This is a genomic window from Streptomyces sp. NPDC056231 (genome assembly GCF_048270745.1).
GTDB lineage: Bacteria > Actinomycetota > Actinomycetes > Streptomycetales > Streptomycetaceae > Streptomyces.
Window position 1 is genome coordinate 1 of the sequence record NZ_JBLVKW010000038.1, and the last position, 20,372, is coordinate 20,372.

Genomic DNA, 20,372 nt, shown 5'->3' on the forward strand with positions numbered 1-20,372 from the left:
CCCCGCTCAAGGCCCCGCAGAAGTTCGGCGTCGGTTTCGGCACCTACCGTGCCCTCGCCTTCGGCGACGACTTGGGCTGGGGCGAGGGCAAGGAGCTGGTGGCCCGAGACGCCAGCGGCAACCTCTGGGCGTACGAAGGTTCGTACTCCTCCACAGGCAAGCGCGGCCTCACCGGCAAGCGCACCCGGATCGGCACCGGCTGGAACATCTACAACACGCTGATCTGACCCGGCCACCCGCCGCGCCACGCCGATCTTCCGGCGCCGCGCGGCGGGTGCCGGACAGAGCCAGGTCCTACAGGGCGCTGACCCAGTACACCGCCCTGTAGAACGCGGGCAAGCCCGTGCCACCCCGGGCGCACTCGTAGTGCAACTCCGCCGCCCGTCTGCGCGCCCAGGTCCTCGTAGCCGCCAGCCGGGCCGCTGCTGTCCTGCCCAACGAGCCGTCAGCCCCGCTGGGCACGGAATAAGCCAGCAGGATCGGTGACAGTGTTCTCACCGGCACCCCAAGGAGCGCCACACCGGACTCCTCCCCGGAAGATCGGCTACTTTCCATAAGTGATCAATTCTGTAGGGAAAATGACCGCAATGGTCACTTTGGGCGCCGTTCTAGGCACCTTTCTGACCGGCTGCGGCACTGACACCACGCCGAAGAGCTCGGGTTCACACTCCGCCCAGGCCCCCCGGCACGCACAGTCCGCCGCCCCGCCGCCGCCACCGTCCGCGAAGCCCGCGCCCGTGGAGAACCAGCCACCCACGATGGCACCGAGCCGGCCCGGGCTGACACCGGTCTTCAAGCGCGCGCGGAACACCACGGACAAGGTCGTGGCGCTCACCTTCGACGCCGATATGACAGCCGACGAGGGTCCGCGCGCAGCGGCAGGCGAGCACTTCGACAACCCGGAGCTGATCGCCCTGCTGCGCCGCCTGAAGGTGCCCGCGACCGTTTTCATGACGGGGCGGTGGGCGGACGAGTACCCGACGCAGGCCCGGTCCATCGGCAACGACCCGCTCTTCGAGATCGCCAACCACTCCTACAGCCACTACGCCTTCACGTCGCCCTGCTACGGACTTCCGGTCCTGGACAAGGCCGACATGCGCGCCGACGTGGAGCGGGCCTTCACGGCGATCCGGAAGACGGGCGCGCTCCATCTGGTGCCGTACTTCCGCTTCCCCGGCGGCTGCTACAACGATGCGGCGCTGCGCACCCTGGCGTCCGAGAAACTGACGGCGGTGCAGTGGGACGTGGTCAGCGGTGACGCGTTCGCGAAGGACGCGGACGCGGTGGCCAAGCAGGTGCTGGCCGGGGTGAAGCCGGGGTCCCTGGTCGTCATGCACTGCACGCGCAGCGCCGCTCCCGTCACGGCCGAGGCCGTCAGCCAGGTGGTACCGGAACTGCGCAGGCACGGGTACCGCTTCGTGAAGGTCTCCGAACTGATGAGGCTTTGACCGGACGCCGCACACCCTCGGTGACAGGACCTGGTCAGCTCACCCGCGCAGCGAAGTCAGCCTGCAGACGACCGCCGCCACCGCGCAGGCCGCCAGGGCGGCGCAGATCAGGGGCAGGACGGGGATGTGTACCGCTCCGGTCAGCGATCCGGTGACCAGTCCCGTGACCGCGTATTTCGCGGGCGATCCGGTGGTCACCAGGGACAGCAGGGCGGCGAGCGCGGTGGTCGCGACCGACCAGCCGCGACGGTGCACCACCGGGCGGGTGCACAGCGCGCCGACCGCCGCTCCCAGCAGCACGCAGCAGGCGGCGGCGAGCAGCCCGGCGAGCGCGGCGGGCAGCAGCGGCACGCGGACGGTGTGGTCGGCGTTGGCCGGATCGCTGATCAGCAGCACGATCGCGGTGGCCGCCGTGCCCAGCAGCCCGGCACAGCCCGCGGCGGTGAGCAGCGATGCCAGATGGACCCGCGGCTGCCCGGCCGCAGCGGCGGCGACGGTCCGGGCGGCGGGCGGTTCCTGGGTGGCACAGAGCTGGACGAGCCAGGCGGTGACGGGCAGGAGCGCGGCGGCGGCGTAACCGAGCGAGTCGAGCACGGGTTGCCCCGACTGGACTCCGACGGCGAGGAAGACGGCGTACAGGAGAAGGGGGGCGAGCCAGCGCTGAGAGCGGAGCAGCAGGGCGGCCTGGTAGCGGATCAGAGCAGTCATCGTGCCTGTCGGGTCCCTGACGGTTCGGTCCGGGGCGTCGGTTCGGGTGCCGCTGCCGCCGACAGGTGTGTGATGTGCCAGGGCGGGCGGGCTGTGAGCAGGGCGCGCAGGAGTGCGTCGGAGTGCACGGCCGCGACCGTGAGCCGGACGGTTCCGTCGGGCCGGGGCTCCTGCACCGGTGCACCGGGCAGCCCCGAGGGAAGGACGGCCCCGGACGCGCCCGTGACCTCGATGCGTACCCGTGGCCCGGCCGTCCCGTCCCCGGTCTCCGCCGCCGTTACGGGGACGAGTTGGTGCCCCTCGACCCGGTGGGTGACGTCGACCGCCTCGGCCAGTCGGCGCGGATCGTGGTCGACGAAGACGACGGTGGCCCCGGCCGTGACCCGTTCCGCGACCGCGCGGTCCAGCTCGCCGCGGGCCGCCGTGTCCAGGCCGGTCCATGCCTCGTCCAGGACCAGGAGCTCCGGTTCGGCGAGCAGCGCCTGGGCGACGGCGACCTTCTGGCTGGTGCCCTTGGACAGTTCGGACAGGGGGGTACGGGCGTGGCCGGCGGCTCCGAAGCGCGCCAGCCACTCCTGCGCCCTCCCGGTCGCCTCCGGGGTCCGCAGACCGTGGATCCGCCCGAGGTGGACGAGGTACCCGGCGGCAGTGAACGGCAGCGCCGCCGGGAAGCGCTCGGGGACATACGCCGTGCGCGGCCGTCGGCCGGTGATGCGGCCCTCGGTCGGGGCGTCAATCCCGGCGATCAGCCTCAACAGCGTCGACTTTCCCGTGCCGTTGGCGCCCTCGATCCGGACCAGGGTGTGCGCGGGCAGGTCGAGGTCGACCCCGCGCAGCACCCATGGTCCGCCGAGGCCGTACCGTCGGCCCACTCCTGTCAGGTTCAGTTGGCCGATGCCTTCTCGGGCTTGAGCTCGCTGGGTCGGACGATCACGAATCCCTCGCCCTGCAGCATCAGCTGGACTGCCTCGCCGGAGCCGCCGCGGATCATCGAGCCGATGCTCTGCGAGCGGTGCAGTGAGGTGCTGAGCTGGGCGCTCCAGCCAACGACCGCGTCCGTGTCGACGTACACCGGCTGCTGGGCCGTGACGGGTATCACGATCGGGTGGCCGTCGCAGATCAGGCCGAGCTTGCCGTAACCGCTGAAAACGCTGTTGAAGAGCCCGCCACCGGCTATCCCGGCGCCCTTCACGGTCTTGATCTCGTACGCCAGGGTGGAGTCGAAGCAGAGGACGTTGCGGCCGTTGACGGTGAGGACGTCGCCCTGCTCCATGTCCACGATGAAGCAGTTGGCGGCCTCGTGCGCGAACCACGCCTCGCCCTGCCCCCGGACCGCCATCAGCGGCAGTCCCTCGCCGGTGACGGCGCGCTTCAGCATGCCGCCGAGGCCCTGGCCCTTGCGCTCGAACTGGAGATTGCCGCGGAAGGCGACCATCGATCCCTGGCGGGCGTGCATCTCGCCGTTCACGGCGTACTTGATGGATTTGGCGTTCTGCAGGGTCATTCCAGGGGCGGTTGCCGGCTGGGCCATGTTCTCGCTGGAAAAGAGATCGCTCTTCATGCGGTGCATCCTCACCCGGACCGTTTGATTCCGCCAAGGAGCCGGGCCGGGCGGCTGGCAGACTGGGACGAGTGAGCAGCAACGACATTTCCGCACCCCCGTCCTCGTCCGGCGCCGTGGCCCCCTCGGCCTCCCCGTTCCACTCCGAGCCGACAGGCCGCGACGAGGCCCCGCAGTACGTGCTTCCGCTGGTCGTGCACATCGAGAAGACCGACCCCCCGGCCCGCACCGACGCGCTGCGCACCGCCGCCCGCGCCGTCCTCGTGATGCTCTCGGACGAGCGGTCGGCCGGCGAGGGCGAGTGGGCGCAGGTGATGCGCGACTGGCAGGACGCCCGGATCCGCAAGGTGGTGCGGCGGGCGCGGGGCGCTGAGTGGCGCAAGGCGTCCGCGCTGCCCGGCATCACGGTCACCGGCGAGAGCGCCGAAGTGCGGGTGTTCCCACCGGTTCCGCTCGACGGCTGGCCGAAGGAGCTGGCGAAGCTCCAGGTGTCGGGGACGGACCTGGACGACCCCGAGCCGCCCGCCGCACCCGACCCGTGCGGCCCGGTGCTCTGGCTGAACCCGGAGCTCGACATGTCCGCGGGCAAGGAGATGGCACAGGCCGGGCACGGAGCGCAGCTCGCCTGGTGGGAACTGTCGGACACAGAGCGCAAGGCGTGGCGGGAGGCGGGCTTCCCGCTCTCCGTCGCCACCCCGGACACCACCCGCTGGGCTGAACTCACCGGGGGCGGACTGCCGGTGGTACGTGACGCCGGGTTCACGGAGATCGCCCCGGGATCCTGCACGGTGGTCGCCGACCATCCGGCACTGCGCCGCTGAACACTTCGGTGCGCCGAAACATGTCTCCCGATACTGCCGTCACCGGCACTACTGCCCAGCATCTCGAACGACCGGTCAGCCGCCGGTCGTCGGAGCCGGGCGGTTGATTCGACGCCGGGCCCGGGACGTGGCCGCCGTCCGGGGACGGGGTGCCGCCGCTGCCGGCGCCCGCGGAGCCGGGCGGCGTCCGGGGCGTGCGATCGCAAGGCGGAGGGTCACCCCGATACCGGTCGTATCGGGGTGATCCCGACAACGCAGCGAGCGTGCGTGCCAGGCGTCGCCCGGCAGGTGGAACTTTCGAAACACGCCCCGGTCCTTCACCTCGCGTCCGTCCACGACGCCGATGCCCTGAGCGGGACCGCACCGCCCGGCCGGTCCACGCGCCGGTCCCTCTGTGGCCGGAACCTCAAATCATGCTCTGAACGTCCCCGCTTCGGGTTGGCCGCGGCCCGTCGGGGCCATCACCCCTGCACACAGTGGAGGAGGGGGACACCATGGAGCTGGGAATCGGCATCGGCTGGCGACCGGAGATCGCGGACGCGGTGGAGGCGCTGCCGGGGATCGACTGGGTGGAAGCAGTCGCGGAGAACCTCTGCACCGACCACCTGCCCGACTCCCTGGTACGGCTCCGCGCCCGCGGCGTGACCGTCGTCCCGCACGGCGTCTCGCTGGGCCTCGGCGGGGCCGACCGTCCCGACCCCGGCCGGCTCGCGAACCTTGCCGCGCGGGCCACGCTGCTGGACACACCGCTGGTCACGGAGCACATCGCCTTCGTACGGGCCGGAGGGACACGCACCGCGTCGCCGGGGCTCGAAGCGGGCCACCTGCTGCCCGTGCCGCGGACCTGGGACGCGCTGGACGTCCTGTGCGAGAACGTCCGGATCGCGCAGGACTCGCTGCCGGTGCCGCTGGCGCTGGAGAACATCGCGGCGCTGATCGCCTGGCCGGGCGAGGAGCTGACCGAGGGCCAGTTCCTGGCGGAGCTGGTCGCACGCACCGGGGTCCGACTGCTGATCGACGTGGCCAACCTGCACACCAACCACGTCAATCGCGGCGAGGATCCCGCGAGGGCGCTCGACGAGCTGCCGGTGGAGGCGATCGCGTACGTGCATGTGGCGGGCGGCATCGAGAAGGACGGCGTCTGGCACGACACGCACGCCCACCCGGTGACCCGGCCCGTCCTCGACGTGCTCACCGAGCTCCGCTCGCGGGTCGAACCGCCCGGCGTACTCCTGGAACGCGACGACGCCTTCCCGCCCGCGCAAGAGCTGGCGGGCGAACTGACGGCGATCCGCGCCACGCTGGCCGCGGCAGGAAAGACGGGGCCCGGACGGGGACAGGGCGCCCGGACGTCCGGAGACGGCGTCGCCCGCGTCGAACCCCCAGGGCGCCCCGCCGCACACTCCACCGCTTCTTCCCCCGGCCCCACGACCGAGTCCGCCCGCGACCGCGCCGCTGTCGCCCAGACCGCGCTGCTCTCCGCCCTCGTCGCCGGCACCCCCGCCCCCGAGGGCTTCGACCACCACCGCCTCGGTGTCCAGAGCCGCGCACTGGCCGCCAAGCGCGCCGCTGTCGTCGCCAAGGTGGCACCCGAGCTGCCCGAAATCCTCGGGGACGGCTACCGGCGCGCCTTCCTCGCGTACGCCAGAAACCGCCCCATGGCCGCCGGATACCGGCGCGACGCAATGGACTTCGTCGAGCAGCTGCTGATCGCCGGGCGCCCCACCGACGACGCCGCCCGGCGCCGGCTGACCGTCTGGTGGCAGGACCGCGCGGCCGCCAGGCCACCCAGCCGCACGACCCGGCTGGTCCGGGCTGCCCGCGCCGCGCTCATCGGGAGGTGACCGGAGTGAACATCGTCGCCCTGCCGGCGACGCCGATGGTCGCCCACAACCCGCGGGATGCGGCCGATGTCGCCCTCGCGGTACAGGGCGAGGCCGTTCCTGGCTGGTGAGCGCCCGGGCGGCGGGGCGCGACGGACCGTCGTGCCGCCGCGCGGGAACATGCGACCGGCCCACGCGGAGGCGGGCCGGGGACCTGCGGGGAAGGGCGGTGCGCTTCCCCGCAGGTCTCGGGATCGCCGCAGGTCGGAGCCCTCGGCGAACCCGAAGCCGAACCCGGTGTCGCTGGAGCGGCGGGCAGCGCACAGCTGTGCGCCGGCGCCCGCCGTCTGATCTTCCGGGTTGGGGTGGTCGGAGCCCGCTCGCTACGCGAGCCCGGCCACCAGGTCTGCCACGGACTTCCTGCGGCCCGTGTAGAAGGGGACCTCCTCGCGGACGTGCATCCGCGCCTCGGAGGCCCGCAGATGACGCATGAGGTCGACGATGCGGTACAGCTCGTCGGCCTCGAAGGCGAGGATCCACTCGTAGTCGCCGAGCGAGAACGAGGCCACGGTGTTGGCGCGGACATCAGGATAGCCGCGGGCCATCTTGCCGTGGTCCGCGAGCATGCGGCGGCGGTCCTCGTCGGGCAGCAGGTACCAGTCGTAGCTGCGCACGAAGGGGTACACGCTGATGTAGTTGCGCGGCGTCTCGTCGGCGAGGAAGGCCGGGATGTGCGACTTGTTGAACTCGGCGGGGCGGTGCAGCGCCATGTTCGACCAGACAGGCTCCAGCGCCAGGCCCAGCTTGGTGCGCCGGAAGAGGTTGTACGCCTCCTGCAGCTCGTCCGCCGTCTCCGCGTGCCACCAGATCATGACATCGGCGTCGGCACGCAGGCCGGACACGTCATAGGTGCCGCGGACAGTGATGTCCTTGGCCGCCAGCTGGTCGAACAGCTCCTGGACCTCGTCGGCGTAACCGGCACGGTCGGCAGGCAGCACATCGCGCAGCTTGAAGACGGACCACAGTGTGTAGCGGATGACCTCGTTGAGGTCCTTGGCCTTCTTGCCGGCGTTCGGGATCTTCTCAGGCGCACTCATACGGCTATTGTCCCGCCTCGCTCCGTGTGCCCTGAACCGGGGTCGGAGTGGCAATGATCTCTCCCGCGGTCCCGCCCGCGATGTCCGCAGCGATCTCGTCCGCGGCCCGCTGGGCGCCGGCGATGCAGGCGGGGATGCCGACCCCGTCGTACACCGCTCCGCAGACCCGCAGGGCCGGCAGCTTGGCGACCTCGTCGCGGATCCGGGCGACCCGGGTCAGATGACCGACGGGGTACTGGGGCAGGCCGCCGAGCCACCGGGTGACCTCGGTGTCCACCGGCTTCGCAGCGAGTCCGGTGGCGTCGGCGAGGTCACGCAGCGAGACGTCGACGAGTTCGGTGTCCTCGCGGTGGAGGTGGTCCTCCTCGCCGTACCGGCCGACCGAGGTACGCAGGATGAACAGGTCGGGGGCGGCGTCGGCGACCCACTGCCACTTGTGGGTGGAGAAGGTGGACGCCTTGATCGTGCGGCCGTCGACCGGCGGCACGAGGAAGCCGGAGCGCCCCTCGAGGGCGCCCATGGCCGCCACGTCGGAGCGCCGGAACGCCAGGGTGACCAACGCCATCGACGCGTACTCGACGCCCGCGAGCTCGGCGGAGGCGGCCGGGGACTCGGCGGCCAGCAGCGTCGACGCGGACCAGGCGGGGGCGGCGAGGACGATGCCGTCGGCGGTGATCACCCGGGTGTCGGTGCGGACGTCCCAGCCGTCGGCGGTACGGGTCAGGCCCAGGACGGGCGTGGCGGTGATGATCTCGCCGCCTCCGGCGCGCACGGCCTCGGCGACCGCGTCCGGCAGGGTGCCGAGGCCGCCGTCGATGCCCTGGAAGACCGGGCCGGTCTGCTGCCGGGCTGCGGCCTGCCGCTGGATGCGCTGCACGCCGTCGAGCAGCGAGCCGCCCTCCTGGACAACTTCGAAGAGCTGCGGCACGGCCGCACGCATCGAGATCCGGTAGGCGTCGCCCGCGTAGACTCCGCCGAGCAGGGGCTCCACGAGCCGGTCGACGACCTCGCGGCCCAGCCGGTCGGCGACGTACGCGCCGACCGCGACATCGTCGCCGACCTCGGTCGGCGTGAGGTCCCGTTCCTGCGCGATGCGGGCCAGGCCCTCCGGGGAGATCACCCCGCTGAGTGCGTCGGGGTCGCCCGGGACGCCCATCACGTGGCCCTTGGGCATCGGCCGCAGTTCGCCCCGCGTCCAGACCGACGCGACGGCGGTGGCGGGGGGCTGAAGCCGGTCGCCGAGCCCGACGGCGCGCGCCAGGTCGACCGCCTCGGGTCGTCTGGCCAGCATCGACTCCGCACCCAGATCGACCCGGGTGCCGGCGATCTCGCCGGTCATGAGCTTGCCGCCCAGCCGGTCGGTCGCCTCCAGGAGCGTGACCCTCAGTCCTGCGCCGATGAGCCGGTGGGCGGCCGCGAGTCCGGCGATGCCGCCGCCGATGACGACGACATGACCCGTACCTGTGTCCGCGCGGTGTGTTGAACGCTGCATGCCTCCACTCTCTCAGACCTCTTCCGAGTCCTGACCGTGACCGCTTCGAAACCGGTAAAGGGCAACCTGCACCCCCGCCTCGCACGTCGAACCGGCACCATCAACCACCCGCCCCGGGGGAGCAGTTATGCAGAGCCCACGTCATTCGAGCCGTTCGTCCACCCGTCGTTCACGCAGGGTGCTCGCCGCCGGGATGCTTGCCGCGCTGCTCGCAGTGAGCGGCTGCGGCGCCGCCGACGACAAGTCAGGCAGCAGCACGAAGGCAGCGGACGCCGCGGACAACAAGGCGGCAGCTCCCGCGGGGCGCGCCGACGCCGCAAGCGGGCAGTCGGACCGGGGGGCCACCGAAGGCAGCCCGGATCGGTCGACCGGGTCCCCCGCGCCGACCACCACCCATGTCATCCGTAAGGCCTCGCTCTCCGTGGAGGTGAAGGACGTGCCGAAGGCAGCCGCGGCGGCCCGTTCGGTCACGGAGGATGCGGACGGGCTGGTGGCGAACGAGTCCACCGACCGGATCGACGACCTGCGCGAGACGTCGCACCTGGTGCTGCGGGTGCCGCAGGCCGAGTACGACGCCGTGCTGCGGAAGCTGGCGGGCGGCGGGAAGCTGCTGTCCCGTACGTCGGAGGCGAAGGACGTCACGGATCAGGTCGTCGACGTGGAGAGCCGGATCGCCACTCAGCGGGCGAGCGTCGCCCGGGTCCGGAAACTGATGGACCGGGCCGAGAAGATTGCCGATGTGGTCGCCCTGGAAGGGGAACTGAGCAATCGCCAGGCGGAGCTGGAGTCGCTGCTCGCCCGGCAGGAGTCGCTCAAGGACCGCACCACCCTGGCCACGATCACCCTCGACCTCGCCGAGCCGGAGTCCTCGGCGCAGGGCACGGACGACGACGATCCGGGGTTCGTGGACGCGCTCGGCGGCGGCTGGCACGCGTTCGTGACAACGGTGAAGTGGATCGCGATGGCGGTGGGTGCGGCGGCGCCGTTCCTGGCGGCCGCGGCCGCACTGCTGCTGCTCTGGCGACTGGTCCGCACCCGGCGCCGCACGCGCCGGGCGGTCGAGCACGCCTCCGTACCGCCGGAAGCTCCGTCCGCTCCCTGAGGGTCGTAGCGTGGTCCCTTCGTACTCGACGCTCGAAGGGACCCGGCATGGCAGCGGAGCGACTGGTGGTCATCGGCGGGGACGCGGCGGGCATGTCCGCCGCGTCCCAGGCCCGCAGGCTCAAGGGGCCCGACGAGATGGGCATCATCGCCTTCGAGCGTGGCCACTTCACCTCGTACTCCGCGTGCGGCATCCCCTACTGGGTCGGCGGAGACGTCAAGCAGCGGGACGACCTCGTCGCCCGTACGCCCGAGGAGCACCGGGCCCGCGCCATCGATCTGCGGATGCGCACCGAGGTGACGGAGATCGATGTCGCCGGGCAGCGGGTGCGCGCGCTGGACCGGGAGACCGGCGAGACGTACTGGACCGGCTTCGACAAGCTGGTGATCGCGACCGGTGCCCGGCCGGTGCGCCCCGCGCTGCCCGGCATGGACGCGGCCGGGGTGCACGGGGTGCAGACCCTGGACGACGGCCAGGCGCTGCTGGACTCCCTGGACCGGGCGCCCGGCCGGCGCGCGGTCGTGGTCGGCGCCGGTTACATCGGTGTCGAGATGGCGGAGGCGCTGCTGAAGCACGGCTTCGAGGTGACGGTCCTCAACCGCGGGGAGCAGCCGATGGCGACGCTCGACCCCGACATGGGGCGCCTGGTCCACGACGCGATGGACGGTCTGGGCATCACGACCGTGAACCGTGCCGGGGTCAGCAAGATCATCACCGGTGCCGACGGCCGGGTCGCCGCGGTCGCCACGGAGGAGGGGACCCACCCCGCGGACGTGGTGGTGCTCGGCATCGGCGTCGAACCGGAGACGACGCTGGCCCGCGCGGCCGGCCTCCCGGTCGGCCCGCACGGCGGTCTGCTCACCGATCTGTCGATGCGGGTCGTCGGGCACGACAACATCTGGGCGGGCGGCGACTGCGTCGAGGTTCTCGACCTGGTGGCGGGCCGCACCCGGCATATCGCGCTGGGCACCCACGCCAACAAGCACGGCCAGATCATCGGCTCCAATGCGGGCGGCGGGTACGGGACATTCCCGGGCGTGGTCGGTACGGCGGTCAGCAAGGTCTGCGACCTGGAGATCGCCCGGACGGGGCTGCGGGAGAAGGACGCCCGCGCGGTGGGGCTGCGGTTCGTCACGGCGACGATCGAGTCGACGGGGCGCGCGGGCTACTACCCGGGCGCTCAGCCGATGACGGTGAAGATGCTCGCGGAGTACCGCACGGGCCGGCTGCTCGGCGTACAGATCGTGGGCCGGGACGGAGCGGCGAAGCGCGTCGACATCGCGGCGGTCGCACTCACCGCGGGGATGACGGTGGAGCAGATGACAGCGCTCGACCTGGGATATGCCCCGCCGTTCTCGCCGGTGTGGGACCCGGTCCTGGTGGCCGCGCGCAAGACGGTCCAGGCCGTGCGCGCGGCGGGTGTGTAGGGGAGCTCTCCGCCGTCGGGCAGGCGAACGGCCACTCCATGGCCGGTCGATCCCGTGAGCCGGCACTCCGTGCGCGCCCTTGCGCCGCGCCCCCGAATGCACCGCTCGCCGCGGAACCCGAGGGTTTCACGGCGAGCAGGATGCGTCTCGGCGACCGGTTCAGCGGGCCGTCTGCGTGTGGACGTACTCGACGAGCCGGGTCAGAGCGTCCGGGTCGGTCGCCGGCATCACGCCGTGCCCCAGGTTGAAGATGTGACCTTCCAGACCCGCGGCCGCGTCCAGCACCTCACGCGTCTTCGCCTCCACCGTCGCCGTCGGCGCGAACAGCACCGCCGGGTCGAGGTTGCCCTGGAGCGCCTTGCCGGGTCCGACCCGGCGCGCACCCTCGTCCATCGGGACCCGCCAGTCGACGCCGACGACATCCGCGCCCGCCTCGCCCATCAGCCCGAGCAGTTCACCGGTGCCGACACCGAAGTGGATGCGCGGGACACCGTAGGAGGCAACCGCGTCGAAGACCTTCGCGGAGGCCGGCATCACGGAGCGGCGGTAGTCGGCGGGGGCGAGCGCGCCGACCCAGGAGTCGAAGAGCTGCACGGCCGAGGCGCCCGCCTCGATCTGCACCTTCAGGAACGCAGCGGTGATCTCCGCCAGCCGGTCGAGCAGCTCGGCCCAGAGTTCCGGCTCGCCGTACATCATCGCCTTGGTGCGCTCGTGGCTGCGGGACGGGCCGCCCTCCACGAGGTAGCTCGCCAGAGTGAACGGCGCACCGGCGAACCCGATCAGCGGCGTCGACCCGAGTTCCGCGGTGAGCATGCCGATGGCCTCGGTGACGTAGTGGACGTCATCCGGCGTGAGGTCACGCAGCCGGGCCAGGTCGGCCCGGGTACGGATCGGGTCCGCGACGACCGGACCGACGCCGGGCTTGATGTCGAGGTCGATCCCGATGGCCTTGAGGGGGACGACGATGTCGCTGAAGTAGATCGCCGCGTCGACCTTGTGGCGGCGTACGGGCTGCAGCGTGATCTCCGTGACCAGCTCCGGCATCATGCACGAGTCGAGCATCGCGATACCCTCGCGCACCTTCAGGTACTCGGGCAGCGAGCGCCCCGCCTGACGCATGAACCAGACCGGCGTGTGCGGCACGGGCTCGCGGCGGCACGCCTTCAGGAATGCCGACTCATGGGTGGCGGAGGTCTTCGTCTGCTGGCCCGAGGGGCTGTCGTTGGCGCTCACGCACAGAATCTTCGCATGAAGCGGCAAGGAGCCGAGTCCCGCAGGGTGTCCCTCCCTGCACGAGGCTCCGGTTCCGCCTACTCTTCCCCGCATGGCTCCGGCTCAGGGACAATTTTCCGAACATTCCGACAGCGCTGACGGCAAGGACAGTGCGGAGGGCAGTTCCGTCCCGCCCGCGTTCCGGTCGGCGGTGGAGGCGTTGCGCTCCGCGCGGCTCCGCCCCGAGCTGGAAGTGGAGCCGACTCGGCCGCCGCAGCGACTCGCTCCGCACGCGTACGCCGTGGAGGCGGCGGTCGTCGACGGTGAGGACGATCTTGCCGACGGCCGCCTCGTGCTGCTGCACGATCCGGCCGGGCATGAGGCCTGGCAGGGCACATTCCGGCTGGTCACCCTGGTACGCGCCGAGCTGGAGCCGGAGATGGCGTCCGACCCGCTGCTGCCGGAGGTGTGCTGGTCCTGGCTGACCGGCGCGCTGGAGGCGCGGGGCCTGTCGTACGGGGAGGCGGGCGGCACGGTCACCCGCGCCGGTTCCCACTACTTCGGGACGCTGGCGGAGCGGCGCCCGGCGACCCAGATCGAGATCCGTGCGTCCTGGACGCCGCGCGAGGGGCGTGGCGGAGTGCCGGACACGGCGGCGCATCTGGCCGCGTGGGGAGATCTGCTGTGCCAGATCGCCGGCCTGCCGCCGTCGGGACCCGCCGACGCGGCGGTGGTGACACTGCCCCAGCGGCGCGGCCCGCAGGCACCGTAGCGGGGCCGCACGGGCGGACTCCCAGGGCCGGGTGCGTGGGGCGGATGCGCCGTACGGGTGCGTGGGCCGATGCGCCATGTGGGTGCGTAGGCCGGATGCGCCATGTGGGTGCGCAGGCCGGACGCCGAGGCGGATCTTGCCTACGCCGGTTCCGTATCCCACCGGTTCCGTTGTGCCGATTCCTTGCAGCGGTCCGAAGCCGGATCCAGGACCCGGGTTCCACGCGTCGGCTCCGGCAGAGGCCCGGTATGCCGGTTCCGTACCCCCAGGTCCTCACGCCCCGTCACTCCGGCAGCCGGATCCCGCACACCCGCCGCGCCACCGCGTCCGCACCCCCGCGTCCCGCACGCCCGGTCGCGCCGCCGGACCCCCGGACACCCGGTCCTGCCTGCAGCGTCCCGCCGGCGGTGCCGTACGCCGCAGCCCGCACGCTCCTCCCGGCCGCCGGAGTGCGCGGCACCGGATCATGCCGCGCGTCCCGGCGGCCGGGTACTGTCCGCGACGGTGCGTCACAGGCTTCGCACAGATACCGGCATTCTTGTCGTACAATCGATCGCCCGTCCGATTTGTCCGAATTGTTACGCATGAAATCGTGATCTTCCTCTAAAGGAGGACGGGTCTGCTGCCGAAGAGGTCAATGACCCTTCAAGCACGGTTCGCCCCGGCTTCATCCCCGAGCCGGCCCGTTCCGCCACTCCCCAGGAGGCCTGGTGTCCGTTCTCCTAGAGCAGCCCGCAAGCCTGGTCGCCTACCGCCCGAACAAGCCGACGGCCATGGTCGTCGTGGCCGACCCCCGCGTCCGTTCCACCGTCACCCGCCACCTGTGGGCCCTCGGAGTACGTGACGTCATCGAGGCGTCGTCCATCGCGGAGGCCCGTCCCCGCGTCGGCAACCCGCGCGACATCTGTGTTGCCGACGTCCATCTGCCCGACGGTTCCGGGCTGACCCTGTTGTCCGAAACCCGAGCCGCCGGCTGGCCGAACGGCCTCGCCCTCTCCGCCGCCGATGACATCGGCGCCGTACGCAACGCCCTCGCGGGCGGCGTGAAGGGCTATGTCGTCACCGGCACGCGCACCAATATCGGCCACCCCACCCGACCCGGCGTCGCCCCCATCGGCGCCAATGCCGCCCGTATGCACCGCCGGCCCCCCGGCACCCCGAGCCACCCGGGCGGCTACCGCGAACTGTCCGGCCGCGAGGTGGAGGTGCTCCGGCTGGTTGCCGAAGGCCAGTCCAACAAGGCCATCGGCGTCTCCATGGGGCTCTCCGCCCTGACGGTCAAGAGCCACCTCGCCCGCATCGCCCGCAAGCTCGGCACCGGTGACCGCGCCGGAATGGTCGCCGTGGCCCTGCGCACGGGCATCATCCACTGACCCCGGCACACCGGCCGGCGTGTACCGAGATACGGACCCGGCTGGTTTACATTCATCGGCGCCCGTCGACGGAACGGGGCGGGGGGGGGGGCCGCGCCGTCCGCGGGGACCCGGGGACGGGGGGGGCCCCCCCCGGGCCCCAGGCCGCCCGAGACACCGAGGTCACCCCGGGGGGGGTTTACCTTATTTCGTCCCGGGGTTTTTTTAATTCCTGGGCCCCCGTTAGCTGAATGTTCCCGTCGCGGGGCGCCGCGCATACACAGATACCCTTGACACGTGACCGACGCCCAAGAGACCGCAGCAGACACTTCACTGCGAACCACCGGGGGCGCTCCCCCGGACGACGTCGCCCCGGCGCCGATCCCCTTGCTCGAACCTCGCGAGGGCATTCCCCCGGTGGTGGCCTCCGACGACGCCCTCGCCCGGGTGGTCGCGGCCTTCGCCGCGGGCACCGGCCCCGTCGCCGTTGATGCCGAACGCGCATCCGGCTACCGCTACGGCCAGCGCGCCTATCTCGTACAGCTGCGCCGTGCGGGCGCGGGCAGCGCGCTGATCGACCCGGTCGGCTGCCCCGACCTGTCGTCGCTCGGCGAGACCCTGCAGGGCAGCGAGTGGATCCTGCACGCCGCCACCCAGGACCTGCCCTGCCTGCGCGAAATAGGGATGACCCCCACCGGGCTCTTCGACACTGAGCTCGCCGGACGGCTGGCCGGATTCCCGCGGGTCGGGCTCGGCGCGATGGTCGAGAGCGTGCTCGGCTACGCGCTGGAGAAGGGGCACTCCGCCGTCGACTGGTCCACCCGCCCGCTGCCCGACCCCTGGCTCCGCTATGCCGCGCTCGATGTCGAGCTGCTGATCGATCTGCGCAACGCACTCGAAGGGGAGCTCGACCGTCAGGGCAAGCTGGAGTGGGCGCAGGAGGAGTTCGACGCGATCGCCTCGGCGCCGCCCGCTCCCCCGCGCAAGGACCCGTGGCGCCGCACGTCCGGTATGCACAAGGTGCGCCGTCGCCGCCAGATGGCGGTCGTGCGGGAGCTGTGGAACGCCCGCGACCAGGTCGCGCGGCGCCGCGACATCTCGCCCGGCAAGGTACTCGGCGACGCGGCGATCGTCGAGGCGGCCCTCGCGCTGCCGGTCAACGTCCAGGCCCTGACCGCCCTGCCCGGCTTCGGCCACCGGATGGGACGGCGCCAGCTGGAGCAGTGGCAGGCGGCCGTCGACCGGGCCAAGGCGCTGCCCGAAGCCGAGCTCCCTCAGCCGGGCCAGCCTCTCGCGGGCCCGCCGCCGCCGCGCTCCTGGGCGGACAAGGACCCGGCGGCCGCCGCCCGGCTGTCGGCGGCCCGCGCCGCGGTGTCGGAGCTGGCCGAGCGGCTGCACATGCCGCAGGAGAACCTGATCACGCCGGACACGGTGCGCCGTATCTGCTGGGAGCCGCCGAAGAATCCGACGCCGGGTGCGGTCGAGGACGCGCTCACCTCGTACGGGGCGCGGCGCTGGCAGGTCGCACAGGTGGCGCCGCTGCTGGTCCGCGCGCTGGCCGAGGCCGCCTGAGCGGCTTCCCGAGGTCGAATTCGGGCCAGGTTCTGCGGCCCGCGGCCGCGCCCGACGGCCTCGGGCCCCGCGTCACCGGTCCCCACATCGCCGTGTCGGCGGCGCCGGACGCCTTGGCGCGCCCGCCGCCGACACAAAATTCACCAAGACGAGACTGTTTTCAACACGGTTCAACAGTCTTAAGCTGCGTGTCATAACACTTTCTCTCAGCACCCTGCTTCCAGAGAGGAATGACATGTCCACGCCATTACACCCTCGGGCTGCGAAACGGGCGGGCCGCGGGCTCACCGTCGCGCTCACCGCCCTCGCTCTGGGCTCCTTCGGCCTCACCGCCGAAGCACCCGCGCAGGCCCTGCCGCAGGCGGCGAAGCCCGCTCACACGGTCGGCTACGACGACACGGCCATGACCATCGACGGCAAGCCGCTCTCCATCTGGTCCGGCGAGTTCCACTACTGGCGGCTGCCCAGCCCGGACGCCTGGCGCGACGTCCTGCAGAAGATGAAGGCGGGCGGCTACAACGCGACGTCGATCTACTTCGACTGGGACTTCCACTCCCCCAAGCCCGGCGTGTACGACTTCAAGGGCCTCCGCGACGTCGACAAGCTGCTCGACATCGCGGAGGAGGTCGGGATCTACGTCATCGCGCGGCCCGGCCCCTACATCAACGCGGAGACCGACGGCGGCGGCTTCCCCGGCTGGCTGGTCACCCAGAAGGGCAAGGCCCGCAGCACCGCGCCGGACTACCTCGCCGCCTCCGACGAGTGGCTGTCGCAGATCGACCCGGTCATCGCCCGGCACCAGCTCACCAACGGCACGGGCACGGTGATCGCCTATCAGGTCGAGAACGAGTACTACCAGGACACCGACGACGGCCACGCGTACATGCGGCACCTGGTCGACAAGGCGCGCGCCGACGGCATCACCGTGCCGCTGACGGGCAATCACTACGGCCTCTTCACCAAGGAACTCGACATCGAGGGGTACGACGCGTATCCCCAGGGCTTCAACTGCTCCAACCCGGACGTCTGGCATGGCCTGCCCGACTTCTCGGGCGAGAAGAAGCCCGGCGAGCCGCTGTTCCTGGCGGAGTTCCAGAGCGGCTCCTTCGACCCGTGGGGCGGCCCCGGATTCGACAAGTGCCGACAGCTCACCAACGCCGACTTCAGCAAGGCCGCGTGGGAGAACAACATCGCGTCCGGCGCCACCATGCAGAACTTCTACATGGCCTACGGCGGCACGTCCTGGGGCTGGCTGGCCTCGCCCGAGTCGGTCTACACCTCCTACGACTACGCCGCACCGATCCGCGAGAACCGTCAGCTGAGCGAGAAGTACCTGGTCAACAAGCGGCTCGGCTACCTGGTGCAGTCGGTGGCACCTCTGACGAAGACGGAGAAGGTCAGCGTTGCCGGGCCGGAGAACAGCGCGCTGCTGCGCCGCGACCGGCGCAACCCGGACAACGGCACCCGTATCACGGTCGTGCGCCACAAGGGCGTCAACGACAAGGCGAAGGACACCACGCACCTCGTACTCGGTGACTACGCGTCGGTGCCGCAGGAGCCGGGCACCGCGCTGACGATCAACGGCCGCGACTCCAAGCTGCTGGTCTCGGACTACGCGATGGACCATCAGCAGCTGCGCTACTCGACCTCCGAGATCATGACGCACGGGACCTTCGGCCCGCGCGATGTGGCCCTGCTGTACGGCAGGCACGGCGAGGACGGCGAGACCGTGCTGCGCTACGCGGAGCGGCCCGAGGTCCAGGTGCTCAGCGGTCAGGTCAAGCAGACCTGGGACGCGGCGAGCGGCGATCTGCGGCTGAACTACGCGCACGACGGTCTGGCCAAGGTTCTGATCACCCCGCCCGGCAGCACGACCCCGCTCCTGCTGCTGCTCGCGGACGACGCGACCGCGGACACGTACTGGCGCCTCGACACCCCGCAGGGCCCGGTCCTCGCCGGCGGCCCCGAACTGCTGCGCACCAGTTCCTACGCGGACGGCGTGCTCAAGCTGACCGGTGACACCGACAAGGCGGCGCAGCTGCACGTCATCACCGGTACTCCGGCGACGTCCGTCACCTGGAACGGCAAGCCCGCCAAGGGCGCCATGGACACCACGGGGGCGAGCCTCGCCGGGCCGCAGCCCGTCACCCTGCCGACCCTGAGCAGCTGGAAGTTCCACCGCGAGACGCCCGAGGCTCAGCCCGGATTCGACGACGCGGCCTGGCGTGCCGCCGATCAGCAGGCCCTGTCGGTGGACCACTACGGCTTCCACGCCGGCTCGGTCTGGTACCGGGGGCACTTCACGGCGGCCGGCACGGAGACCGCAGTGCACGTCGACGCGACCGCGGGCAAGGGCGGTGCGTATCTGGCATGGCTGAACGGCGTCTATCTGGGCAGCAGCGGGGACGCCACGCACCGCTTCGACATCCCCGCCGGGGCACTGAAGCCGGGCAAGGACAATGTGCTGGCCGTCCTCTCCGCCCACACGGCACACGAGCAGGACTGGTCCGCGGACGACCACCACAAGCAGCCGCGCGGGCTGACTGCGGCACGCCTGGTGGGCTCGGACAAGCAGATCGGCTGGCGGCTCCAGGGCGCGCTCGGCGGCGAGGACCTGGTCGACCCGGTACGCGGGCCGCTGAACACCGGCGGTCTGTACGGCGAGCGACACGGCATGCACCTGCCGGGCTATCCGGATGACAAGTGGTCCTCCGTGTCGCTGCCGCACAGCGGCACAAGCGCATCCGGCGTCTCCTGGTACCGCACCGCCTTCGACCTCGATCTGCCGAAGGGGCAGGACGTGCCGCTGGGGCTGACCTTCGCGGACGACAAGGCGAAGAACTACCGGGCGCTCGTGTACGTCAACGGCTGGATGGTCGGTCTGTACGTCAACGACCTGGGTCCGCAGACCACTTTCCCGGTCCAGCCGGGCATGCTGCGCACGAACGGCCGCAACACGGTGGCGATCGCCGTCATCGGCGAGGACGCGGACGGGGACGGCCTCGGCAAGGTGTCGCTGGAGGCGTACGGAAACCACACCACGCCCCTGCGCTACCGCGACATCGCCTCGCCGGGCTGGTCGGACGTCGCCCACAGCGATCCGCGGGCGAACGCCGATGTGCGCATCAGCGCCCCGGACACGATCACCCGCGGCGGCACGGGCGAGGTCACGGCCACCTTCGCTCCGCGCCGCTCCACGGCCCACGACGCCGCGCTCGAGCTGCGACTGCCGGACGGGTGGAAGTCCGAGCCGGCGGCCACACAGCAGCTGGGTGTCGTACGGGCCGGGCAGACCGTGACCCGCACCTGGAAGGTCACCGGGCCCACCGAGGGCGGGCCGTCCTCCACGGTGCTGTCGGCCACTGCGCGGTACGAGGAGGGGACGGCGGCGGCCGCAACAAGCGTCGCCACGCCGCCTCCGCCGCCCGGCAAGGGCACGCACGACGTCTCGGACCTGGACTTCACGTCCACCAACGGCTGGGGTCCGGTGGAGCGCAACACCTCCAACGGCGAGGACGAGGCCGGTGACGGGAAGCCGATGTCGATCGCGGGCACGTCGTACGCGAAGGGGCTCGGCATCCACGCCGACAGTGACGTCACCGTGTACCTGGGCGGGGCCTGCACCCGCTTCAGCGCCTCGGTGGGCGTCGACGACGAGACGAACGGCGGTGGCTCCGTCACCTTCAAGGTCCTCGTGGACGGCAAGGAGGTCGCGTCGACCCCGGTCATGCGTGGGAACGCGACGGCCCTCGCGGTGGACGCCGATGTGACCGGCGCCAAGGTCCTCGACCTGGTCGTCGGTAACGCGGGCGACGGTTATGGGCAGGACCACGGAGACTGGGCGAACGCGACACTGACCTGCACGGGTTGATGTCCCGGGGCGTGCGGGGGGGGGGCGGCGCCCCCGACGCCACCACCGGCCCCCCCCCCCCTGTGTGGTTAGCCCCACCCGGGGCCGGGGGGAACCCCCAGGGGTTACCCCCAG

General features: G+C 71.7%; 15 protein-coding genes and 1 pseudogene. 10 read left to right on the forward strand and 6 right to left on the reverse strand.

Features of this window, described 5'->3' with window-relative positions:
• A pseudogene (locus ACNPQM_RS25745) lies at positions 1-227 on the forward strand (hypothetical protein); the annotation flags it as partial.
• A 351-nt stretch (positions 228-578) separates the two neighbouring features.
• Positions 579-1,448, forward strand: a complete 870-nt coding sequence (locus ACNPQM_RS25750) for a polysaccharide deacetylase family protein (protein ID WP_418085890.1) — start codon at positions 579-581, stop codon at positions 1,446-1,448.
• 39 nt (positions 1,449-1,487) lie between these two features.
• Here ACNPQM_RS25750 and ACNPQM_RS25755 read toward each other — a convergent pair whose 3' ends face one another.
• The 3 genes from ACNPQM_RS25755 to ACNPQM_RS25765 are packed head-to-tail and all read right to left on the reverse strand — an operon-like array spanning position 1,488 to position 3,717.
• Positions 1,488-2,156 (reverse strand): ABC transporter, encoded by a 669-nt coding sequence (locus ACNPQM_RS25755; protein ID WP_418085891.1) that lies wholly within the window; start codon positions 2,154-2,156, stop codon positions 1,488-1,490.
• Positions 2,153-3,043 (reverse strand): ABC transporter ATP-binding protein, encoded by an 891-nt coding sequence (locus ACNPQM_RS25760; protein ID WP_358856499.1) that lies wholly within the window; start codon positions 3,041-3,043, stop codon positions 2,153-2,155. Before ACNPQM_RS25760 ends, ACNPQM_RS25755 begins: the two co-directional genes overlap by 4 nt.
• On the reverse strand, positions 3,040-3,717 hold the full coding sequence (locus ACNPQM_RS25765; RefSeq protein ID WP_418085892.1) for an AIM24 family protein: 678 nt from the start codon (positions 3,715-3,717) through the stop codon (positions 3,040-3,042). The genes ACNPQM_RS25760 and ACNPQM_RS25765 overlap by 4 nt, the downstream gene beginning before the upstream one ends.
• Before the next feature lie 71 nt (positions 3,718-3,788).
• Here ACNPQM_RS25765 and ACNPQM_RS25770 point away from each other — a divergent pair, with 71 nt between their 5' ends.
• Complete coding sequence (locus ACNPQM_RS25770; protein WP_418085893.1) at positions 3,789-4,538, forward strand: peptidyl-tRNA hydrolase; 750 nt, start codon at positions 3,789-3,791, stop codon at positions 4,536-4,538.
• A gap of 494 nt (positions 4,539-5,032) precedes the next feature.
• Positions 5,033-6,382, forward strand: coding sequence for a DUF692 domain-containing protein (locus ACNPQM_RS25775; protein WP_418085894.1), 1,350 nt, complete (start codon positions 5,033-5,035; stop codon positions 6,380-6,382).
• A 362-nt stretch (positions 6,383-6,744) separates the two neighbouring features.
• Here ACNPQM_RS25775 and hemQ read toward each other — a convergent pair whose 3' ends face one another.
• Complete coding sequence (hemQ, locus tag ACNPQM_RS25780; protein ID WP_358856389.1) at positions 6,745-7,458, reverse strand: hydrogen peroxide-dependent heme synthase; 714 nt, start codon at positions 7,456-7,458, stop codon at positions 6,745-6,747.
• Between the two features lie 4 nt (positions 7,459-7,462).
• A complete protein-coding gene (gene hemG / locus ACNPQM_RS25785) occupies positions 7,463-8,950 on the reverse strand; it encodes a protoporphyrinogen oxidase (protein WP_418085895.1) in 1,488 nt (495 codons plus the stop codon).
• Between the two features lie 127 nt (positions 8,951-9,077).
• On the opposite strand from hemG, the gene ACNPQM_RS25790 reads away from it, so the two are divergent.
• Together ACNPQM_RS25790 and ACNPQM_RS25795 are read left to right on the forward strand one after the other, a co-directional pair.
• Entirely contained in the window at positions 9,078-10,052 is a 975-nt protein-coding gene (locus tag ACNPQM_RS25790; RefSeq protein ID WP_418085896.1) for a DUF4349 domain-containing protein, read from the forward strand.
• A 47-nt stretch (positions 10,053-10,099) separates the two neighbouring features.
• Positions 10,100-11,479 carry an FAD-dependent oxidoreductase gene (locus ACNPQM_RS25795; RefSeq protein ID WP_418085897.1) on the forward strand — a complete coding sequence of 460 codons (1,380 nt, stop codon included), beginning with the start codon at positions 10,100-10,102 and terminating at the stop codon, positions 11,477-11,479.
• A gap of 159 nt (positions 11,480-11,638) precedes the next feature.
• Here the strand turns inward: ACNPQM_RS25795 and hemE are convergent, their stop codons facing one another.
• Positions 11,639-12,712, reverse strand: coding sequence for a uroporphyrinogen decarboxylase (gene hemE / locus ACNPQM_RS25800; RefSeq protein WP_418085898.1), 1,074 nt, complete (start codon positions 12,710-12,712; stop codon positions 11,639-11,641).
• A 91-nt stretch (positions 12,713-12,803) separates the two neighbouring features.
• Between hemE and ACNPQM_RS25805 the strand changes: the two genes are divergently transcribed.
• The 4 genes from ACNPQM_RS25805 (at position 12,804) to ACNPQM_RS25820 (ending at position 20,258) form a co-directional block, all read left to right on the forward strand.
• The gene (locus tag ACNPQM_RS25805) at positions 12,804-13,463 is read left to right on the forward strand and encodes a DUF3000 domain-containing protein (RefSeq protein ID WP_358856384.1); all 660 of its coding nucleotides are present in this window, start codon (positions 12,804-12,806) and stop codon (positions 13,461-13,463) included.
• Between the two features lie 710 nt (positions 13,464-14,173).
• Complete coding sequence (locus tag ACNPQM_RS25810; protein ID WP_024488613.1) at positions 14,174-14,836, forward strand: helix-turn-helix transcriptional regulator; 663 nt, start codon at positions 14,174-14,176, stop codon at positions 14,834-14,836.
• Between the two features lie 276 nt (positions 14,837-15,112).
• A complete protein-coding gene (locus ACNPQM_RS25815) occupies positions 15,113-16,387 on the forward strand; it encodes a ribonuclease D (protein ID WP_358856383.1) in 1,275 nt (424 codons plus the stop codon).
• Positions 16,388-16,622: 235 nt separating this feature from the next.
• On the forward strand, positions 16,623-20,258 hold the full coding sequence (locus ACNPQM_RS25820; RefSeq protein ID WP_418085899.1) for a beta-galactosidase: 3,636 nt from the start codon (positions 16,623-16,625) through the stop codon (positions 20,256-20,258).
• Positions 20,259-20,372 lie beyond the last annotated feature (114 nt).

Excerpts from the sequence above, each read along its gene's own strand:
- hemG (WP_418085895.1), bottom strand. The coding sequence starts at position 8,950 with ATGCAGCGTTCAACACACCGCGCGGACACAGGTACGGGTCATGTCGTC.
- ACNPQM_RS25765 (WP_418085892.1), bottom strand. The coding sequence starts at position 3,717 with ATGAAGAGCGATCTCTTTTCCAGCGAGAACATGGCCCAGCCGGCAACC.
- ACNPQM_RS25755 (WP_418085891.1), bottom strand. The coding sequence starts at position 2,156 with ATGACTGCTCTGATCCGCTACCAGGCCGCCCTGCTGCTCCGCTCTCAG.
- ACNPQM_RS25820 (WP_418085899.1), top strand. The coding sequence starts at position 16,623 with ATGTCCACGCCATTACACCCTCGGGCTGCGAAACGGGCGGGCCGCGGG.
- ACNPQM_RS25795 (WP_418085897.1), top strand. The coding sequence starts at position 10,100 with ATGGCAGCGGAGCGACTGGTGGTCATCGGCGGGGACGCGGCGGGCATG.
- hemQ (WP_358856389.1), bottom strand. The coding sequence starts at position 7,458 with ATGAGTGCGCCTGAGAAGATCCCGAACGCCGGCAAGAAGGCCAAGGAC.
- ACNPQM_RS25790 (WP_418085896.1), top strand. The coding sequence starts at position 9,078 with ATGCAGAGCCCACGTCATTCGAGCCGTTCGTCCACCCGTCGTTCACGC.
- ACNPQM_RS25775 (WP_418085894.1), top strand. The coding sequence starts at position 5,033 with ATGGAGCTGGGAATCGGCATCGGCTGGCGACCGGAGATCGCGGACGCG.
- ACNPQM_RS25750 (WP_418085890.1), top strand. The coding sequence starts at position 579 with ATGACCGCAATGGTCACTTTGGGCGCCGTTCTAGGCACCTTTCTGACC.
- ACNPQM_RS25805 (WP_358856384.1), top strand. The coding sequence starts at position 12,804 with ATGGCTCCGGCTCAGGGACAATTTTCCGAACATTCCGACAGCGCTGAC.